The sequence below is a fragment of the Rhodococcus sp. IEGM 1406 genome (genome assembly GCF_030056745.1).
GTDB classification, from domain to species: Bacteria; Actinomycetota; Actinomycetes; order Mycobacteriales; family Mycobacteriaceae; genus Rhodococcus_F; species Rhodococcus_F erythropolis.
Map to the genome: position 1 here is coordinate 1,088,810 of NZ_JASHKO010000002.1, position 17,610 is coordinate 1,106,419.

16 protein-coding genes are annotated in these 17,610 nt (G+C 62.1%); 11 read left to right on the forward strand and 5 right to left on the reverse strand.

Annotated features, from left to right (window positions below; translation table 11 throughout):
* Positions 1-97 precede the first annotated feature (97 nt).
* The 6 genes from uraD (at position 98) to QM596_RS14495 (ending at position 6,816) form a co-directional block, all read left to right on the forward strand.
* Complete coding sequence (gene uraD, locus QM596_RS14470; protein ID WP_283309231.1) at positions 98-616, forward strand: 2-oxo-4-hydroxy-4-carboxy-5-ureidoimidazoline decarboxylase; 519 nt, start codon at positions 98-100, stop codon at positions 614-616.
* On the forward strand, positions 613-942 hold the full coding sequence (gene uraH, locus QM596_RS14475; protein WP_007727227.1) for a hydroxyisourate hydrolase: 330 nt from the start codon (positions 613-615) through the stop codon (positions 940-942). The genes uraD and uraH overlap by 4 nt, the downstream gene beginning before the upstream one ends.
* Positions 943-1,006: 64 nt before the next feature.
* Positions 1,007-1,924, forward strand: a complete 918-nt coding sequence (pucL, locus tag QM596_RS14480) for a factor-independent urate hydroxylase (RefSeq protein WP_283309338.1) — start codon at positions 1,007-1,009, stop codon at positions 1,922-1,924.
* Positions 1,925-1,977: 53 nt separating this feature from the next.
* Positions 1,978-3,291 (forward strand): 8-oxoguanine deaminase, encoded by a 1,314-nt coding sequence (locus tag QM596_RS14485; protein WP_243617268.1) that lies wholly within the window; start codon positions 1,978-1,980, stop codon positions 3,289-3,291.
* Positions 3,292-3,298: 7 nt separating this feature from the next.
* Entirely contained in the window at positions 3,299-4,108 is an 810-nt protein-coding gene (locus tag QM596_RS14490; protein ID WP_141487468.1) for an FAD binding domain-containing protein, read from the forward strand.
* On the forward strand, positions 4,105-6,816 hold the full coding sequence (locus tag QM596_RS14495; RefSeq protein WP_283309232.1) for a molybdopterin-dependent oxidoreductase: 2,712 nt from the start codon (positions 4,105-4,107) through the stop codon (positions 6,814-6,816). The genes QM596_RS14490 and QM596_RS14495 overlap by 4 nt, the downstream gene beginning before the upstream one ends.
* Here QM596_RS14495 and lat read toward each other — a convergent pair.
* Together lat and QM596_RS14505 are read right to left on the reverse strand one after the other, a co-directional pair.
* Positions 6,813-8,141 carry an L-lysine 6-transaminase gene (gene lat, locus QM596_RS14500; protein ID WP_021332541.1) on the reverse strand — a complete coding sequence of 443 codons (1,329 nt, stop codon included), beginning with the start codon at positions 8,139-8,141 and terminating at the stop codon, positions 6,813-6,815. The genes QM596_RS14495 and lat overlap by 4 nt on opposite strands.
* 66 nt (positions 8,142-8,207) lie before the next feature.
* The gene (locus tag QM596_RS14505; RefSeq protein ID WP_019747732.1) at positions 8,208-8,672 is read right to left on the reverse strand and encodes an Lrp/AsnC family transcriptional regulator; all 465 of its coding nucleotides are present in this window, start codon (positions 8,670-8,672) and stop codon (positions 8,208-8,210) included.
* Between the two features lie 30 nt (positions 8,673-8,702).
* On the opposite strand from QM596_RS14505, the gene hglS reads away from it, so the two are divergent.
* Together hglS and amaB are read left to right on the forward strand one after the other, a co-directional pair.
* Complete coding sequence (hglS, locus tag QM596_RS14510) at positions 8,703-10,019, forward strand: 2-oxoadipate dioxygenase/decarboxylase (protein ID WP_020907064.1); 1,317 nt, start codon at positions 8,703-8,705, stop codon at positions 10,017-10,019.
* Positions 10,016-11,521, forward strand: coding sequence for an L-piperidine-6-carboxylate dehydrogenase (gene amaB / locus QM596_RS14515; RefSeq protein ID WP_283309233.1), 1,506 nt, complete (start codon positions 10,016-10,018; stop codon positions 11,519-11,521). Before hglS ends, amaB begins: the two co-directional genes overlap by 4 nt.
* Here the strand turns inward: amaB and QM596_RS14520 are convergent.
* From QM596_RS14520 to QM596_RS14530, 3 genes are read right to left on the reverse strand one after another with little or no spacing between them, the layout of a single operon-like run.
* Positions 11,472-12,257 (reverse strand): alpha/beta fold hydrolase, encoded by a 786-nt coding sequence (locus QM596_RS14520; RefSeq protein ID WP_019747729.1) that lies wholly within the window; start codon positions 12,255-12,257, stop codon positions 11,472-11,474. The two genes, amaB and QM596_RS14520, sit on opposite strands and share 50 nt — an antisense overlap.
* On the reverse strand, positions 12,254-13,318 hold the full coding sequence (locus QM596_RS14525; protein WP_283309234.1) for an isopenicillin N synthase family dioxygenase: 1,065 nt from the start codon (positions 13,316-13,318) through the stop codon (positions 12,254-12,256). Before QM596_RS14525 ends, QM596_RS14520 begins: the two co-directional genes overlap by 4 nt.
* The gene (locus tag QM596_RS14530) at positions 13,299-14,690 is read right to left on the reverse strand and encodes a uracil-xanthine permease family protein (RefSeq protein WP_092763725.1); all 1,392 of its coding nucleotides are present in this window, start codon (positions 14,688-14,690) and stop codon (positions 13,299-13,301) included. Before QM596_RS14530 ends, QM596_RS14525 begins: the two co-directional genes overlap by 20 nt.
* Positions 14,691-14,824: 134 nt before the next feature.
* Here QM596_RS14530 and QM596_RS14535 point away from each other — a divergent pair, with 134 nt between their 5' ends.
* From QM596_RS14535 to QM596_RS14545, 3 genes are read left to right on the forward strand one after another with little or no spacing between them, the layout of a single operon-like run.
* A complete protein-coding gene (locus tag QM596_RS14535; protein WP_003940980.1) occupies positions 14,825-15,388 on the forward strand; it encodes a helix-turn-helix domain-containing protein in 564 nt (187 codons plus the stop codon).
* A 57-nt stretch (positions 15,389-15,445) separates the two neighbouring features.
* Positions 15,446-16,450 carry an acyl-CoA dehydrogenase family protein gene (locus QM596_RS14540; protein WP_283309235.1) on the forward strand — a complete coding sequence of 335 codons (1,005 nt, stop codon included), beginning with the start codon at positions 15,446-15,448 and terminating at the stop codon, positions 16,448-16,450.
* A 34-nt stretch (positions 16,451-16,484) separates the two neighbouring features.
* The gene (locus QM596_RS14545; RefSeq protein ID WP_283309236.1) at positions 16,485-17,576 is read left to right on the forward strand and encodes an N-formylglutamate amidohydrolase; all 1,092 of its coding nucleotides are present in this window, start codon (positions 16,485-16,487) and stop codon (positions 17,574-17,576) included.
* The last annotated feature ends 34 nt before the right edge of the window (positions 17,577-17,610 follow it).

Consider the following 17,610-nt stretch of genomic DNA (forward strand, 5'->3'; position numbering starts at 1 on the left):
ACCGGAATAGGGCGGCCGGAGAAATAAGATCGAGACACATCATCTCCCGTAATTGCTGCGCTACAGATCCGTAACATGCTCAAGTAATCCTGTGGACATGCCTACAACGAATTCCAGTGGTCTCGGAGCCTTCGATGCGCTCGGTGACCACCAGGCAGTCGCGGCGCTGCTCGAGTGTTGCCATTCCGCCGTGTGGGCACAGGAAATCGCCTCGTCTCGCCCGTTCGCCGATCTGGAAGCTCTGTTCGGCAAAGCAGATGCGGTGCTGGCCGAGCTTCCCGAGTCCGAGATCGACGACGCTCTCTCCGGCCACCCACGAATCGGTGAGCGAAGCGAGAGCGCGGCCTCTACCCGTGAACAGTCGGGAGTCTCGTCGGCGACAGAAGACGTACTCGCGGAACTTCGACGGAAGAACGCCGAGTACGAAGAGACATTCGGCCATGTTTACCTGGTCTGCGCGTCGGGGAAATCTGGAACGGAGCTCCTCGACATCCTTCGAGGTCGTCTCCGAAACGACCCGGCGACCGAGCGTTCCGTGCTTCGAACCGAATTGGCCGCCATCAATCGGATCAGACTCGCCCGTCTGATCGATGCACTCGCCGGAGGCACAGCATGAGCAAGACCCTCAGCACGCACGTTCTCGACGCGACGACTGGCAACCCCGCGGCGGGGATTCGCGTCGAACTTCGTGATCGAGACGGCGCCTCCGTCACCACTGCGGAGACCGACTCCGACGGCCGCATCCCCGAACTTGCTCCCGGTGGCCTGACCGCCGGTCACTACACCCTGACTTTCGACACCGGAACGTATTTCGAGACCAACGGACAAGAAAACTTCTACCCGGAAGTGACAGTGACCTTCCGGGTGGACGACACGGCACGGGGCTATCACGTCCCACTGTTGCTGTCGCCCTTTGCTTATTCCACCTATCGCGGGAGCTGAACACGTGACTACCGAAAACATCACGACCGGCAACATCACAACCGGCAGTACGAACACCGAACGGTTGAGCGGATCGATCGAACTATCGGGTCACCAGTACGGCAAAGCGGAAAATCGAGTAGTCCGAATCTATCGAGACACCCCCCGTCACGAAATTCACGACATCAACGTCTCCACCTGCCTGCGTGGAGATTTCGCCGACGCATACCTCACCGGTGATCAATCGAAGGTTCTGCCGACCGACACGCAGAAACAAACGGCCTACTCCTACGCCAAGGAAAAGGGTCTGATCTCGATCGAGACGTACGGACTCGAACTCGCCCGTCATTTCGTCGACGACATCGAACCGGTCAGTGGCGCGCGGATCGAGATCGAGGAATACGCCTGGGAGCGTGCGCTTGTCGACGGCAGCGAACACGACTACACCTGGATTCGGAAGGGTCAGGAAGTTCGGACGGCGTCGATCACAATCTCCGATACTGGGACAGCCGATGCCGGGACGTGGGTGATCGGCGGTTTGAAGGACCTGGTGATCCTCAAATCGACCGGTAGTGAGTTCTCGGGTTTCCTCGAAGATCCGTACACGATCCTCGAGCCGACAGACGACCGCGTCATGGCGACGACGTTGGTCGCCCAGTGGCGATTCGTCACCACCGACGTCGACTGGGAATCGGTCTACGTGGGTATCAAGGCACAAATCGTCAAACAGTTCGCGCAGGTGCATTCACTTGCCTTGCAGCAGACGCTCTTCCACATCGGCAAGGCAATTCTCGAAGAGTTTCCGATCATTGCCGAGGTTCGACTGTCGGCACCCAACAAGCATCATTTCGAATATGCACTCGGCCGCTTCGGAGTCGAGAACGACAACGAGGTGTTCCACGCCGCCGATCGTCCGTACGGGTTGATCCAAGCTGCGGTCAGCCGATCCGACGCACCAGACGCGGGGCCGTCGTGGACACCCTATTCAGGCTGGTTGTCGTGACCGACCCGGCCCTCGGGACCACTCTCGTCGTCGCCAATGCCCATGTGGTCACGATGGACAGCGAGCGTTCCGAGCATCCCGACGGCTACGTCGTGATCTCGGGCAACAAGATTGTCGACGTGGGGGCCGGAAAGGCTCCCGTGTACCCCAATGCGCACGTGATCGACGGCAACGGTTGCCTGATCACGCCCGGTCTGGTGAACACACATCATCATCTCTACCAATGGATCACCCGTGGCCTGGCAGCAGACTCGACGCTCTTCGAGTGGCTGACCACGCTGTACCCCGTCTGGGCGGGTATCGACGCCGACGCCGTCCACGTGGCGGCCACCGGCGGACTCACCTGGTTGGCAAAAACCGGATGTACGACCACCACCGACCACCACTACGTCGTTCCCCGTGACGCCGGCGACGTTTTCGAAGCCGAGATCACCGCCGCTGCGCAGGTTGGCCTTCGATTCCACCCGTGTCGTGGGTCGATGGACCTCGGTCAGAGTTCCGGCGGACTGCCACCGGATCACGTCGTGGAAAGACTCGACGACATCCTGACCGGCACGCAGTCGGTGATCGACCGCTGGCACGATCCGAATGCGGGGTCGATGCTGCAGATCGCGGTAGCTCCCTGCTCACCCTTCTCGGTGACGGAGTCACTGCTCCGAGAGTCCGCGACGCTGGCCCGCGAAAACGGCGTGCGAATGCACACGCATCTCGCCGAGACCCTGGACGAGGAAAGCTTCTGCCGAGAGCTTTTCGGTTGCACGCCGGTCGAATACATGGAACGCGTCGGCTGGGTGGGCCCGGACGTCTGGTACGCACACGCAGTCCATCTCGACGACGCCGGTATCGAGACGATGGCGCGAACCGGAACTGCCGCGGCGCACTGTCCGACCTCCAATGCGCGGCTGGGGGCCGGTATCGCCCGTGCCGCCGATCTGGTGAAGGGCGGGGTCACCGTGGGGCTCGGCGTGGACGGCGCGGCGAGCAACGAAGCATGCAGTCTGATCGAGGAGTCTCGTCATGCGCTTCTGTTTGCTCGCGCCAAGGGCGGACCGCAGACGATGACGGTGCGAAAAGCCTTGGAATTGGGAACGATCGGCGGCGCACGAGTTCTGGGCCGCGAGGGCGAAATCGGATCGATCGAGGTCGGAAAACTTGCCGACCTGGCGGTGTGGAAACTCGACACCGTCGCGCATGCCGGCATCACCGATCCGGTGGCGGCGCTCGTACTCGGCTCGACGCCCCCGCTGAAGTTACTACTCGTCAACGGGCGAATCGTAGTTGCCGACGGACGAGTCACCACCGTCGACGAGGACGTCGTGGCCTCGGATGTCGCACGCGCACACCGCGACCTACTCGGAAAGGCTTGAGGCAGCGATGGATCTGCACAGCGTCGACGAAGTTCTGGTGCCGCGGACCCGCGCCGAGCTCCCCTGTGCCTCACCCGGTATCGGGTTCATCGGCGGCGGCACCTGGCTGTACTCGGAACCGCAGCCGCACCTGACCACTCTTGTCGACCTTGCGGGCTTCGACTGGAAAGCTGTCGCGGTCGGCGATCTCGGTCTCGAAATCGCGGCCACCTGCACCATCGAGGAACTGTGCCGCGCCGATCTTCCCACCACATGGTCCGCCGCAGCGCTGTTCCAACACTGCGCTGACGCACTGCTCGCATCATGGAAGGTGTTGCGATACGCGACCGTCGGCGGCAACATCGCGCTCTCCTTCCCGGCCGGAGCGATGACGACTCTGTGCACCGCTCTCGATGCCGAACTGACGATCTGGCGTCCGGACGGTACCGAATACTCAGTCCCCGTAGTCGATTTCGTCATCGACGATTCTCGCAACGTGCTCGGCCCCGGCGAGATCATCCGCAGTATCCGGATTCCCGTGCATGCACTGACCGCACGTACCGCGATGCGAAAACTGGCACAGACGTCACTCGGGCGATCGGCCGTAGCCGTTGCCGGACGCTGCGGTGCCGACGGTTTCACACTGGCGATCACCGCCGCGACCCGCCGTCCGTACGCTCTGAAATTCGACGAACTCCCCGACGCCGCTGCACTTGCGGATGCGTTGCACAGCAGGATTCCGGAAGACGCTTACTTCACCGATGTCCATGGAACTGCGCCGTGGCGGAAGGCGATGACTGACCTTCTCGCCGAAGAAATCCGAGGTGAACTGGAATGAAGTACTCGGTGGACGGAGTTCCCCGCGACGACCAGCCCCGCCCCGGACAGTGCCTGCGAACCTTCCTCCGCGAGCACGGAGCGAACTCCGTCAAGAAGGGGTGCGATGCCGGAGACTGCGGCGCCTGCTCGGTTCTGGTCGACGGACACCCCACCCATTCGTGCATATTTCCCGCCCACCGCCTCGGCGGCCGCGACGTCGTCACCGCCGCCGGCCTCGGAACACCGGAGAAACTTCACCCCATTCAACAGGCATTCGTGGACGCCGGTGGATTCCAATGTGGTTTCTGTACAGCGGGAATGGTAGTCACCGCATCAGCGCTGTCGGTCGAACAAAAATCCGATCTCGCGTGCTCGATGAAAGGTAACCTGTGCCGTTGCACCGGTTATCGGTCCATTCGTGACGCCCTCGCGGGTACATCCAATACCGAGACCGCCAAAACAGGCGGGGCACAAGGGCGTTCCATCGCAGCCCCGGCGTCCGCACGCATCGTCACGGGGACCGAGCAGTACACCATGGACTTCTCCCCGGGTGAGAAGCCGATCGGCCTGCTTCACGTCGCAGTACTCGGCAGTCCGCACGCACACGCACACATAACCCGGATAGACACGGCAGCAGCGGAAGCGGCGCCGGGCGTCGCCGCGGTCCTCACCTTTCAGGACAGTCCGGACGTGCTGTTCTCGACCGCCCGGCACGAGGACCGCAACGACGATCCGGACGACACGCGGGTGTTCGACAGGACCGTCCGTTTCCGCGGCCAGCGCGTCGCCGCGGTCATCGCCGAAACCCCGACGCAGGCGGAACGTGCACTCTCGCTGATCGAAGTCGACTACGAGGTACTCGACGCGGTATTCGAACCAGATCTGGCGCGTTCCCCCGGCGCTCCGCTTCTGCACGGCGACAAAGACGAGAGCTCGCGGATCGCAGAAGTCCCTCGCAACGTGGTTGCCGCGCTTCACGATGGTGTCGGCGATCTGGACCGTGCGCTCGCGGATGCCACTGCAGTCGTCGAAGGTACGTGGAAAACTGCGCGAGTCCAGCACGTGGCCTTGGAAACTCACGGCGCAGTGGGGTGGCTCGACGACGACGGCCGTCTCGTCATCAGAAGCAGCACACAGGTGCCGTTTCTGGTTCGGGACGAATTGGCGCACATCTTCGATCTCGATCGCAGCCGAATCCGGGTGTTCGCCAAGCGGGTCGGTGGAGGCTTCGGCGGGAAGCAGGAACTACTCACCGAAGATCTGGTCGCACTCGCCGTCCTGCGAACGGGTAGGCCCGTTGCTTACGAGTTCAGCCGCAGCGATCAGTTCACCATCGCACCGTCACGGCACCCGATGCGAGTTTCGGTTCGCGCCGGCGCCGATGCCGACGGAACTCTCACTGCACTGGCCATCGACGTCCTTTCCGACGCCGGGGCGTACGGGAACCATTCGATCGGAGTCATGTTCCACGGTTGCGCCGAATCCATGGCGGTCTATCGCGCTGCAACCAAACGCGTCGACGCCGAAGCGGTCTACACGAACAACGTTCCGTCCGGCGCCTTCCGTGGTTACGGGCTCGGCCAGATCATCTTCGCCGTCGAGTCGGCCATGGATCAGCTCGCTGATCGTCTCGGCATGGACCCCTTCGAGTTTCGGCGGCGAAACGTCGTCGTACCCGGAGACGATTTTGTCGACTGGCACGTCGAGGACGGTGATCTCGAATTCGGCAGCTACGGACTGGACCAGTGCATCGACCTCGTCGACAGTGCACTGTCGAGCGGACGCGGGGAGGCTGCACCGGCAGGGTCGCGTTGGCAGATCGGCCGGGGCATGGCAATTGCCATGATCGCGACGATCCCGCCGCGTGGTCACTTCTCCGACACCACTGTCGCACTCGAGGCCGACGGTCGGTACGTGGTGAACATCGGCACCGCTGAGTTCGGCAACGGAACCACCACGATTCACCAACAGATCGCGGCCACCGAATTGCGGACGACAGTCGATCGCATCACGATTGTTCAATCCGACACCGATGCAGGCGGATACGACACCGGAGCATTCGGGTCGACGGGAACGGTGGTCGCCGGCAAGGCGCTCCTGATCGCCTGCGAGCGCCTTCGCGAGCGAATACTGACCCGTGCGGTGCGATTGAGTGGCCGCGGCGCGCAGATCGACGATCTTTCGCCGGACGGGGTCGAAACGTCCCACGGTTGCCTCGATTTCGCGACGCTACTCGAAGGTGGCCCGCTCGCCGCTGACGGTCGCCACGACGGAACACCGCGCTCGGTCTCGTTCAACGTTCACGGTTTTCGCGTTGCCGTCGACACGGATACCGGCCGGGTGAAGATCCTGCAGTCGGTTCAGGCCGCCGATGCCGGCACCGTCATGAACCCGGCACAACTGCGAGGGCAGGTGGAAGGCGGTGTGGGACAGGCCCTCGGCGCTGCACTGTCGGAGGAAATCGTCATCGAAGAAGGCCGAGTGATCAATCCTCAGCTACGCAATTACCACGTTCCACAGATCGGAGATTTGCCGATCACCGAAGTACTGTTTGCCGACACGTACGACAAACTCGGGCCTTTCGGCGCAAAATCGATGAGTGAGGCCCCCTTCAATCCGGTAGCACCGGCGTTGGCAAACGCGATAGCCAACGCGTGTGGAGTGCGTATGTACTCCACACCGATGACACCGGATCGAGTGTGGAGCGAACTCCAGGCCAGAGCCTAGACTTCGCGCTCGAGCACTCGCTCGACTGCGTCGACCGCGTCGTCCAACTCACCGGTGGTCACCGTCAGCGCGGGACGGAATCTGATTCCTCTCTTCCCGGTTGGCAGTATCATCACATGCTCGTCTTCTCGCAGTCGCTGGACGACGCGATCACGAAGGTCACTGTCCGCCAACGTAATCGCGCACATCAGACCACGACCGCGCGGCTCGGTCGCCGCCGCGTAGCGCCCGCAGACTTCGGTCAACCGGGCAAGGAGATGCGCACCCGTGAATCGCGCGCGGTCGATCAGTCGGTCCTGCTCGATGACTTCGAGTATCCGCCGGGCGCGCACCATGTCGGTGAGGTTGCCACCCCACGTCGAATTGATCCGGGAACTGACGTGAAACACATTGTCGTGCACTTCATCCACTCGACCGCCGGCCATGATGCCGCACACCTGCGTTTTCTTACCGAAGGCCACCACATCCGGATGCAATCCCAATTGCTGATAGGCCCAAGCGGTTCCGGTGATTCCGCATCCCGTTTGCACCTCGTCGAGAATGAAGAGGGCGTCATTCTCACGACACAGCTCTTGCATCGCCTGCAGGAATTCCGGCCTGAGGTGATGGTCACCGCCTTCGCCTTGGATCGGCTCGGCGATGAAACAGGCTATATCGTCGGGGTTGTCGGAAAACGCTCGGCGCGCTTGCTCGAGAGCTCGCCTCTCCGCAGCTTCGACATCGCGACCGTCTGCGAGATACGGCGAGTCGATCCGGGGCCAGTCGAACTTGGGGAATCTCGCGACCTTGCCCGGTTCGGTATTGGTGAGCGACATCGTGTATCCGCTACGACCGTGGAAGGCCTCGGTCAAATGCAGGACCTTCGCCCCCAGATCGCTTGACAATCCACGGCTTTCGTTCAACCGACTCTTCCAGTCGAAGGCAACCTTGAGCGCATTTTCCACCGCAAGTGCCCCGCCGTCCACGAAGAACAAGTGTGGGAGCTCCGAATCCCCCAGGACCCGAGCGAAAGCCGCAACGAAGCGCGCCATAGGCTCGGTGTAGATGTCGGAATTACTCGGCTTGTTGGAGGCGACAACGGCCAATTCCTGCTGGAATTCCTCGTCGTCGGCGATCGCAGGGTGATTCATCCCCAGGGCGGAAGAGCCGAAGAAACCGAACATGTCCAGAAACTCGGTGCCGTCTCGCAGGTCGCGGAGATACGAACCTTGCGACCTTTGCACATCGAGAATCAGATCGAATCCGTCGACGAGAATGCTGGCCTTCAGCACGTCGTAGACCGGAAAGAGCGCACTGTCACCGAAGTCTCGCATCGCAGTACTCATACTGCGAAGATTATGTCAATTTTACGAAAGTGTCGATAGGAGGCCGTAAAAGTTACGGAACACCCGTCATTCGTCGTAAAAAGTTTGTAGGATGATGGTGCTTCGCGTGTTGACGTTGGCTGCCGTACGGATCTCCTGCAGCAATCGTTCCAACGCGCGAGGTGACGCCACCCGGACCAGGAGGACGTAGCTTTCGCTCCCGGCCACGGAGTGACACGAGACGACGGCCGGTAGATGACGCAAGCGAGCAGGCGCATCGTCGGGCTGCGAAGGATCGAGAGGAGTGATGGCGACAAATGCGGACAGATTATGACCGAGTGCCTCCGGATCGATCTTCGCCGAGTAGCCACGGATCACCTTGCGAGACTCCAATCGACGCACTCTCGACTGGACTGCAGAGATCGAGAGTCCGGCCTTCTCAGCAAGACTCGCGAGAGTGGCACGGCCGTCCAAGACCAATTCACGCATCAAAAGTCGATCGGTTTCGTCGACCGGAACCCCGGCAGCGTCACTGGTTTCTGTTTCTCGCACCTGCGCAGGCTAACGCAATCGGACATTCGTATGGTTGAAACCTGGGAGCTACGTGCACGGTTCGCAGCGGCCCTCGCCAAGATGTATGGCGACGAGGTCCCCGCTTACAACACCTTGGTAGATGTAACGATGCAGGTGAACCGTGATTTTGCCGCCGAGCATCCGGATTCGGCGGAGCGCCTGGGCAGCCTGGCGAGAGTCAGCGCCGAGCGTCACGGCGCCATCAGACTGGGGACTCTCGACGAACTACGTGACGTAGCCACCGTCTTCGGCGGATTCGGTATGTTTCCGGTCGGCTACTACGACCTCCGGCTCACCGACTCCCCCATTCCCGTTGTCTCGACGGCGTTTCGCCCCACCGACCCTGCCGAACTCGCCCGGAACCCGTTTCGTGTTTTCACTTCGGTACTGACCGGCTCCGATTCCAGGTTCTTCGACACCGACCTCGAGCGTCGGATCACCGGGTTCCTGCGTCGCCGCACCCTGTTCTCTCCAGAACTTCTGCAGTGGGCACGGCAAGCGAACCGCGAGTTCGGCCTACCGGAGCCCGAGGCGACACAATTCGTCGAAGCGGCGACCTCGGCGTTTCGGCTCGGCACCGATCCCATCGACGCCGGTTGGTATCGCGAACTTGCCGCGATCTCACCTGTCGCCGCAGACATCGCCGGCCAGGGCTCGACACATGTCAACCACCTCACCCCGCGAGTGCTCGACATCGACGAGTTGTACCGCCGAATGACCGAGCGCGGCATCATCATGATCGACCGCATCCAAGGCCCACCGAGATGGAATGGACCGCCACTGCTTCTGCGGCAGACGTCGTTTCGCGCACTGGCCGAAGACAGACGTTTTCGGCGGCCGGACGGATCGGTCACCACAGAACCTGTCCGCGTCAGATTCGGCGAGGTGGAGGCACGCGGAATCGCGTTGACCCCCAGCGGGCGTGCGATCTACGACCGACTGATCGCACGGCCCGAGAATGCCGAATGGGGCAGCGAATTTCCGCACACCGAGGACGGACTCGACGACGCGGGGTTGGCGTACTTCACGTACCGAAACGAAGGAACTGTTGTCGTCCGCGACCCGATCGTCTATGAGGACTTCCTACCGGCATCCGCGGCCGGGATCTTCGCGTCCAATCTCGATTCCGTGACCGGATTCGTTTCCGATGCGCCCGGCGCCGAATACGGGCAGGATCGATTGGAGGGCGCCATCGACCGCACCATCGAAGATCCGTTCGAGCTGTACCGCGCACAACAAGAGGCATCACGTGCCCTGCTTTCTCCCGCCAACAACCACTCCCGCCTACAAACACTTCCGCCTTCAAACACAGAGGACTCCCCGTGAACCTGCCTGATCCTTCGAGCCTCGCCGATCGCGCCGAGAGAGCCCTCGCTGCCTGCGGTGTCGAGTGGCCCGCCGGTGATCTGAGCGCGCACACGCCGATCACCGGCACAGAGCTGCGTACGGTCCGGCAGCACTCCGGCCGAGAGGTCGACGACGCCGTCGAGGCGGCTCATCGAGCGTTCCTCACCTGGCGCACCGTCCCCGCTCCGGCGCGCGGCGCGGTGGTGCGGCGGCTGGGCAGCCTACTTACCGAGCACAAGGAGGATCTCGCGGAGATCGTGACGCTGGAGGCAGGCAAGGTCACCTCGGAAGCTCTAGGCGAGGTACAGGAGATGATCGACATCTGTGAGTTCGCGGTCGGTCTCTCCAGGCAGCTCTACGGGCGCACCATGCCGTCCGAACGTCCCGGCCACCGGTTGTCGGAAACGTGGCACCCGCTCGGCGTTGTCGGGGTCATCTCTGCGTTCAACTTTCCGGTAGCGGTGTGGTCGTGGAATACCGCCATTGCTCTGGTCTGCGGCGACTCCGTCGTCTGGAAGCCTTCGGAAACCACTCCGTTGACCGCTCTGGCATGTCATGCGCTCCTGCGGCGTGCGCTCGCGGATTGTGAAGCACCGATCGACGTGCACCAGTTGGTCGTCGGCGGACGTGACGTCGGTGAGGCGCTGGTGGACAACCCACTCGTGGCCTTGGTCAGCGCCACGGGTTCCGTGCGGATGGGCCGCGCCGTGGCTCCGCGGGTCGCCGCGCGCTTCGGACGAAGTCTTCTGGAGTTGGGTGGGAACAACGCCGCGGTCGTCACGCCGTCGGCGGATCTCGAGCTTGCCGTGCGCGGAATTGTCTTCTCCGCCGCGGGAACTGCCGGGCAGCGCTGCACCTCACTGCGCCGACTCATCGTTCACGAGTCGATCGCCGACAAGGTCGTCGACCGCATTGCGTCCGCGTACGCGCAACTCCAGGTCGGTAGTCCCTTCGATTCCGGTGTTCTGGTCGGACCGCTGATCAACGAAGCCGCGTACGAGGCAATGCAGAAGTCCCTCTCGGCCGCGCGCGGCGACGGCGGAACCGTGGTGTGTGGCGGTGATCGCGTCGGCGAATCCGGGTTCTACGTGACACCTGCTCTCGTTCGTATGCCCGCACAGACCGAGGTGGTACGGGCGGAAACATTTGCACCCATCCTCTATATCTTGACCTACACCGACTTCGACGACGCTATTGCACTGCACAACGGTGTACCTCAAGGACTTTCATCCTCGATCTTCACACTCGATCAGCGAGAAGCAGAGCGCTTCCTCGCCGCCGACGGCTCCGATTGCGGCATCGCGAACGTGAACATCGGAACGTCCGGTGCGGAGATCGGCGGCGCATTCGGCGGCGAGAAGGAGACGGGCGGCGGACGCGAATCGGGTTCGGATTCATGGAAGGCCTACATGCGCCGAGCCACCAATACCGTCAACTACTCGGACCAGTTGCCGCTGGCTCAAGGCGTCGAGTTCGGCTGAACGCGTTCTGGGCAAAATCGGCGATCGCTTCGATCAACTCCGGGAGCCTCGACAACTGCGGGGCGTGGTCGGTGTCCAGGCTGACCACCTGGGCACCGGGAACAAGTTTTTGCATGGCACGCTGAGCTTCGATCGGCACGGTTCGATCGAGCGTGCATTCGACATACAAACGCGGGACGGTTCCGAATCGTTCTTCCGTCCAGACGGGTGCCATCAGGCGGGCCGACTCCAGTTGTGGAACGAGCATGCGCGCGGCGAAGATCGCATCAGCCACTGGCGCTTCGTGGAAGAACACAGCGGCACCGGCTTCGGGCGGAACCACCGTCGCATTCCCGTCGTCCACGGGGACCAACCAACGTGAGATCCCGACCGGACTTGCCAGACCGACTTCGATGCAGAGCATCCCGAAGTCCATCTGCGATGGAAGCATCATCCCCGCGACGTACACAAGACCCGCTACCCGCGACGGCAGTAACTCAGCCACCTGTGAGGCCACGATGCCTCCGCCGGAGTGACCGACGAGGGTGCACTGCCCGTCCAGGGACTCGACTACTGCCACAACATGTTCGGCAACTGCGTCGAGATCGATCACGTCGTCGGGGTTCCAACTTCCCGAGCCTGGAAGCTCCACCACAACGGGATTGAAGCCGGCCGATTTCAGGGGGCCACACACACGATCCCAGACCCAACCGCCGGCCCACGCTCCGTGGATGAGGACGATGTTCCGTGCACTCACTGCTTGATCTCGAGCTCTGCAGCCGAAAGTACCCGAGCCGCCTCACGACCTGCGGCGGCGTTGGACTTTCCCTGCCTCGACCCGGCCAATTTGGCCTTGATGTGATCGCGAACGGTAATGGATTCGTACTCCAAGCCGGAGTCGTCCTGAAAACTCGGCAGAGTCGCAATCACCGCGTCGACGTTTCCGTCGTGGAAGAAGGCCGCCGATCGCCGACGCTTGATGGTGCCGTTCACCACCGGAGGCGCAACTCGGTGCAGCGTGGACATCCACCTGTCGTTGGTCAGTCGCGCGGTGAGATCCCCGAGATTGACCAGTAGCGCGCCGTCGACCGGCCAGACATCGTGCCAGCGTCGGTCGCTCCCGAGTACTTGCAAACCTTCGACCTGATCCGCCCACAGCACGGTGACCAGCCCGAAATCGGTATGTTCGCCCATACCCTTCAACTCACCGTCCAATGTCACCGTCCCTTCGGGTAATGCGTAGTTGTTCATCCGCAGTACGTCGATGGAATGGTCGGTGATCGACTCGAAGAATCCTGGGGTCAGACCGAGCGCATCTTCGAAAATAGTGGTCAGTGTGCGTGCCACCCGCTCGCCATGGGCGTAGTAATTCTCCACTCGTTCCGTGAAACCTGGCACTGCGGGCCACAGATTGATTCCGTAATCCTCCTCCGACAGTTCGAGTTCGGTGAATGATCTGGCTTCGGTTCCGACGTTGAAGGCCTCGAAGAAGTCATTCATCCGAGTCGCGGATTCGACGCCGAGGCTCAAGCTCAGCGACTCGCTCTTGGGCGGGCTGTATCCACGATTCGCGCCCTCGATTCGGTAGCCCGTTTTCGTCTCCATCGGCAGCCCGAAGAAGTCGTCCATGGCTTCGGCGAGGCCGGAAGAAACATCGGTCGGAACACCGTGGCCCCGAATCTGGATGAAACCGACAGTCCGACAGGCATGGTCGACTTCGGCGGCCACTCGCGCCTTGTCCTGGTCGGCACCACCGAGTACGTAGGGCGAGATGTCGATGACGGGAACTTCGAAGGGATCAGACTGGGACTGTGACACTGGCGTCTCCTGCAGAGCTGGTAGCGGGTTCAGTTTGTGCAGTGGGGTGGAGGCTCTCTCGCGATCGCCTCGCGAGTTCACCGAGTCGGGTGTGATTGAACAGCAGATTGAGTGAAAAGGCAGAGGCCGCAGCCAAGGTGATGCCGCTACCGAGGAGGATCTGAGCCGAGGAGGGGAATCGCTCGAACATCCCCTCCGCAAATTCCGGCAGAATACCGATCCCCACCGATACGGCGGCGATCGTGGTGTTGATCGGGTCGCTGAGATCGACCTTGCGCAGTGTGTTGATTCCGACCACGGCGACAGTGGAGAACAAGATGATTCCGACGCCGCCGACCACTGGATCAGGCAGGGCTGCAACTACTTCACCCATTCGCGGGATGAGGCCGAGGACGATCAGAATGGCACCGCTGGTAGCGGTCACGTACCGGCTGTACACCCGGGTCGTGGCAACGGCGCCGACATTCTGCGAGAAAACGGTGTCGACAAAGGCATTGAAGATTCCGCCCAGAACTCCCGACATGCCGTCGGCCACCAGCCCGCGTGCGAGATCTGCTTTTTTCAAAGGCTTTCCGGTGATCTCGCTGACCGCCAGCATGCTCGCCGTCGATTCTGCGAAGACGACTGCCATGACGATACTCATCGCCACCACGGCGGTGACGGGAAACTCCGGAGCGCCGAAGTGGAACGGCATCGGGAAGCCCACCCAGGCCGAGCCGCCGACGCCACTCAGATCGATCAGACCCATCGGGATGGCGATCACGGTACCGATCACCAGTGCCATCAGTACACCGAGTTGCGTCCACATCCCGCGACCGAGGCAGATGAACGCCACCGCGACCACAACGACTGCGGCAGCCAGCGCCAGATTCTTCGGATCGGCGAACGACGGGGAGGTCGGGTCGTTTCCGACGATCAGTCCTCCCGCGACACCGATCAACGAGATGCCGATGACTGTGAGGACGACGCCGGTGACCAGGGGTGGGAAGTATCGGACGATTTTGGCGAACGGAACGGCCAACGCTATGCCGACCACGCCACCGACCAGCATGGACCCGTACACGGCCTGCAGGCCGTACTCCTTGGCGATCAGAATCATCGGCGTCAGCCCGGCGAACGTCGCACCGCAGACGATCGGCAGGCGGACACCGGCAACCTTGCCGACGCCCAGGCTCTGAATGATCGTGATGATGCCTGCAACGAGCAAGTCCGCACTGATCAGCATCGCGACCGTGCTGCGGTCCAGCCCGACTGCGGCACCGAAAACCAGCGGAACCGTGATGCAACCGGTGTACATGATGAGGACGTGCTGAAGAGCAAAAGCAGACTGGCGGGCAATGGGGAGCCGCTGGTCGACTGGATGGATGGCCATGCGCCGATCTCCGTCCGAAGCTGGAAGTGTTTCGTGTACGTGACTATTCAGCACGTCGATAATTTCTTACCGTGGTCGAATTTGTTTCGTCTGTGTAATCAAAACTTTCACCAGAGCACTGCTATCTTCGGCACATGGACGACGACCAGAGAGCGATAGCGACCGCAATCGGGGCAGCCGTGCGGACAGCGAGAAAAGAAGCCGGTTTGACGTTGCGTGAGGTTGCCGTGAAGTCAGGGTTGTCGCAGCCATTCCTGAGCCAAACCGAAAACGGGCACGCAGTACCCAGCGTCATGAACCTTCACCGCCTCGCGCAATCGCTCGGCACCACGGCGCACTCACTCTTGGCACAGGGCGAGCGAACTCCGTCCAGCCTCGTCCGCGCCGGCGAGGGGCGAACCTTCGAACTGGCACACGATTCGGTGATCCGATTCTGCTCGACCGGTTCACGGACCATGGAACCCAACGAGATCACGGCAGCACCTCACTCCGAGGCAGGTGAGCACACCGAGCATGCCGGCGAAGAATTCATTCATGTTCTCGAAGGATCTGTCGAGGTCGAGGTCGGGCTGGACGAGCATCACGTTCTTCATGTCGGCGATACCCTCCTCTACACCTCGACCATCCCGCATCGGTGGTTCAATCGCACCGCTGCAGTTGCGAGATTCCTCATCGTGAGTTCACCGCCGTCCTTCTAGATACGCCACCGCTGCAGTTCCACACCACAACCCCGGCTCGCGGCTTACCCTGACAGCGTGACCAAGTGGCCGGAACTTGCGCGTGAGATCGCCGATACCGTTCTGTTTCCCGTCGCCGACAGCGTCGACGCCGACGGAGAAATCCCCAGCAGCCATTTCGACGCGCTCGCCGCCGACGGCTTCTACGGCATCGCCGCCCTCGGTGACGGTGGCCCTAGCAGCGAAGAACTGGTCGAGGTCCTCGAAACCTTGTGCGGCGGTTGCCTCGCGACGACGTTCACCTGGATGCAGCATCACGGCGTCGTCGGGGCCCTGGCAGCGAGTACCAATACGTCTCTGCGCGAACAATACTGGGACGGTCTGGTTTCCGGCACGATTCGCGGTGGGGTTGCCTATGCCGGCGCCATCCCCCGCCCACCGCTCCTGTGGGCCAAGCGGGTGAACGACGGCTACGTCCTCGACGGGATCGCACCCTTCGTCACCGGTTGGGGCATCGTCGATGTTCTCTTGGTGTCGGCGCGCGACGAGTTCGACAATTCCATCGTTCATTCCGTCGTACCGGTGGGCGAGACCCCGGGTCTGACGATCGAGGAGCTTCCACTGATCGCGGCGCGCGGGAGCAACACCGTCCGAATCGTGTTCGACGCTTTCGAAATTCCCGATACCGACGTCTGTGCTGTCGTCAGCGACGAACAGTTCCAGAGCACCCAACTCCCCGGCTTGTGGCTCAATGGCGCGATGGCCATGGGCATAACCCGCCGCGCCGTGACCGAACTCGCGGATCTGGGAGTCGACGCCGACGCGTTCGAAGAACAAGCCGCCCGGGCGCGCGCCGATCTCGATGCAGCACTGCGCGGCGGCGGCGACATGTCGGCCGCACGCGCCCGCGCATCGGAACTTGCGATACGAGCATCGGCCGCGCTCGTCACTGCGACCGGAAGCCGCGCCCTCGTCGGCAGCAACACCCCCGAGCGGCTCATGCGAGAAGCCACCTTCACTCTTGTCGCGGCTGGTCGACCGGAGATCAAGACAGCTCTCGTGGAACGACTCAGCGGATACTGAGTCCGCACGGTTGCACTCGATTACGCTGGGGCTCATGACCAGTGGAGAACCAGTACTCATCCCGGCCGGAACCGTGTTCACGCCGGAGGACCTGACGTTCTATGCCGATCGCGACTCCCGCAGTCTCGACGACGCCATCGCCGAAGCCGACCTTCTTGTCAGTTGCCCACACTCGGGTTCCGCGATTCCAGCAGAACTCTCACGTTTTCTCGCACCCGAGTTCACACAGCGGCTGCAATTCGACTTCACCGACATGTCCACCAGTCCCATCGTGCGCCGTTGGTCCGAAATAGATTCGCGCATCGTGTACGTGGAGAATCCGCACCCTCGCATGATTCGCGATCCCAACCGTGCGAAGCCCGAAAACCTGGAAGCGTCACTGCGCGAAGCCTTCGCCCGCGTCCACAAGGTCGGTGCAGGCAACAAAGCAGACCTCACCGGCGTCGACGCAGTTCGCCCTGTCACCTTCTCGTTCTACCCCCTGTTGCTCGAGCCGACCGACGACGCGGGCTGGAAGAACCTCGCCGAGACCTTCACCGAGACAGCCGAACACGGTTTGAGTGTCTACGAAAGAACTCGCGACGCACTGATCGAAGCCATGGTGGAGAAGAGCTTCGAACTCGGTCGATCGTTCACGACGTTGTCGTTCCACGACACGATGAACCACACCACCCGGCGGGACGGCGCCGTCAATGTCGAACGGCCGGAAGCAGATCGACTCCCCGACGTCGTCGCACTCTCCAATCGTGGCGACCACCACGGCAATCGACGCGGCGACAATCCCGTGACGATGGATCCGGAGCTCATTCGCACACTTGCGGTCTCACATCGCAAGGGATTTCAGGTCGACGATCCAGATGCCGTCGCTCTCAATCAGCCGTACCTCGGCAGTTTCGAAATCATCCGAGCCGGAGCCAGATTCGCCGAATTGAGCGCCCGCGCCGCCGAAGCCGGGATCACGTTGAGTGCGGTTCAGGCCGAATTCAAACGAGAATTCCTACTGGGAGACGAACTGGCCGCATACATCATGGAACCCGGCCTCGATTGGCCTACACCCGACGCCGAACGGGTGGACCAGCTCGCCCACGCGTGCAAGGCGAGCTGGGACCACTACCGCAACAGCTGACTCAGCGATATCACTCAGGCTGACTCAGCGGTTT

Bases quoted from the DNA above. Each gene is read 5' to 3' on its own strand.
- hglS (WP_020907064.1), top strand. From the start codon at position 8,703: ATGGTTGAAACCTGGGAGCTACGTGCACGGTTCGCAGCGGCCCTCGCC.
- QM596_RS14545 (WP_283309236.1), top strand. From the start codon at position 16,485: ATGACCAGTGGAGAACCAGTACTCATCCCGGCCGGAACCGTGTTCACG.
- uraD (WP_283309231.1), top strand. From the start codon at position 98: ATGCCTACAACGAATTCCAGTGGTCTCGGAGCCTTCGATGCGCTCGGT.
- QM596_RS14485 (WP_243617268.1), top strand. From the start codon at position 1,978: ATGGACAGCGAGCGTTCCGAGCATCCCGACGGCTACGTCGTGATCTCG.
- lat (WP_021332541.1), bottom strand. From the start codon at position 8,141: ATGAGTACTGCGATGCGAGACTTCGGTGACAGTGCGCTCTTTCCGGTC.
- QM596_RS14495 (WP_283309232.1), top strand. From the start codon at position 4,105: ATGAAGTACTCGGTGGACGGAGTTCCCCGCGACGACCAGCCCCGCCCC.
- QM596_RS14535 (WP_003940980.1), top strand. From the start codon at position 14,825: ATGGACGACGACCAGAGAGCGATAGCGACCGCAATCGGGGCAGCCGTG.
- QM596_RS14490 (WP_141487468.1), top strand. From the start codon at position 3,299: ATGGATCTGCACAGCGTCGACGAAGTTCTGGTGCCGCGGACCCGCGCC.
- uraH (WP_007727227.1), top strand. From the start codon at position 613: ATGAGCAAGACCCTCAGCACGCACGTTCTCGACGCGACGACTGGCAAC.
- QM596_RS14530 (WP_092763725.1), bottom strand. From the start codon at position 14,690: ATGGCCATCCATCCAGTCGACCAGCGGCTCCCCATTGCCCGCCAGTCT.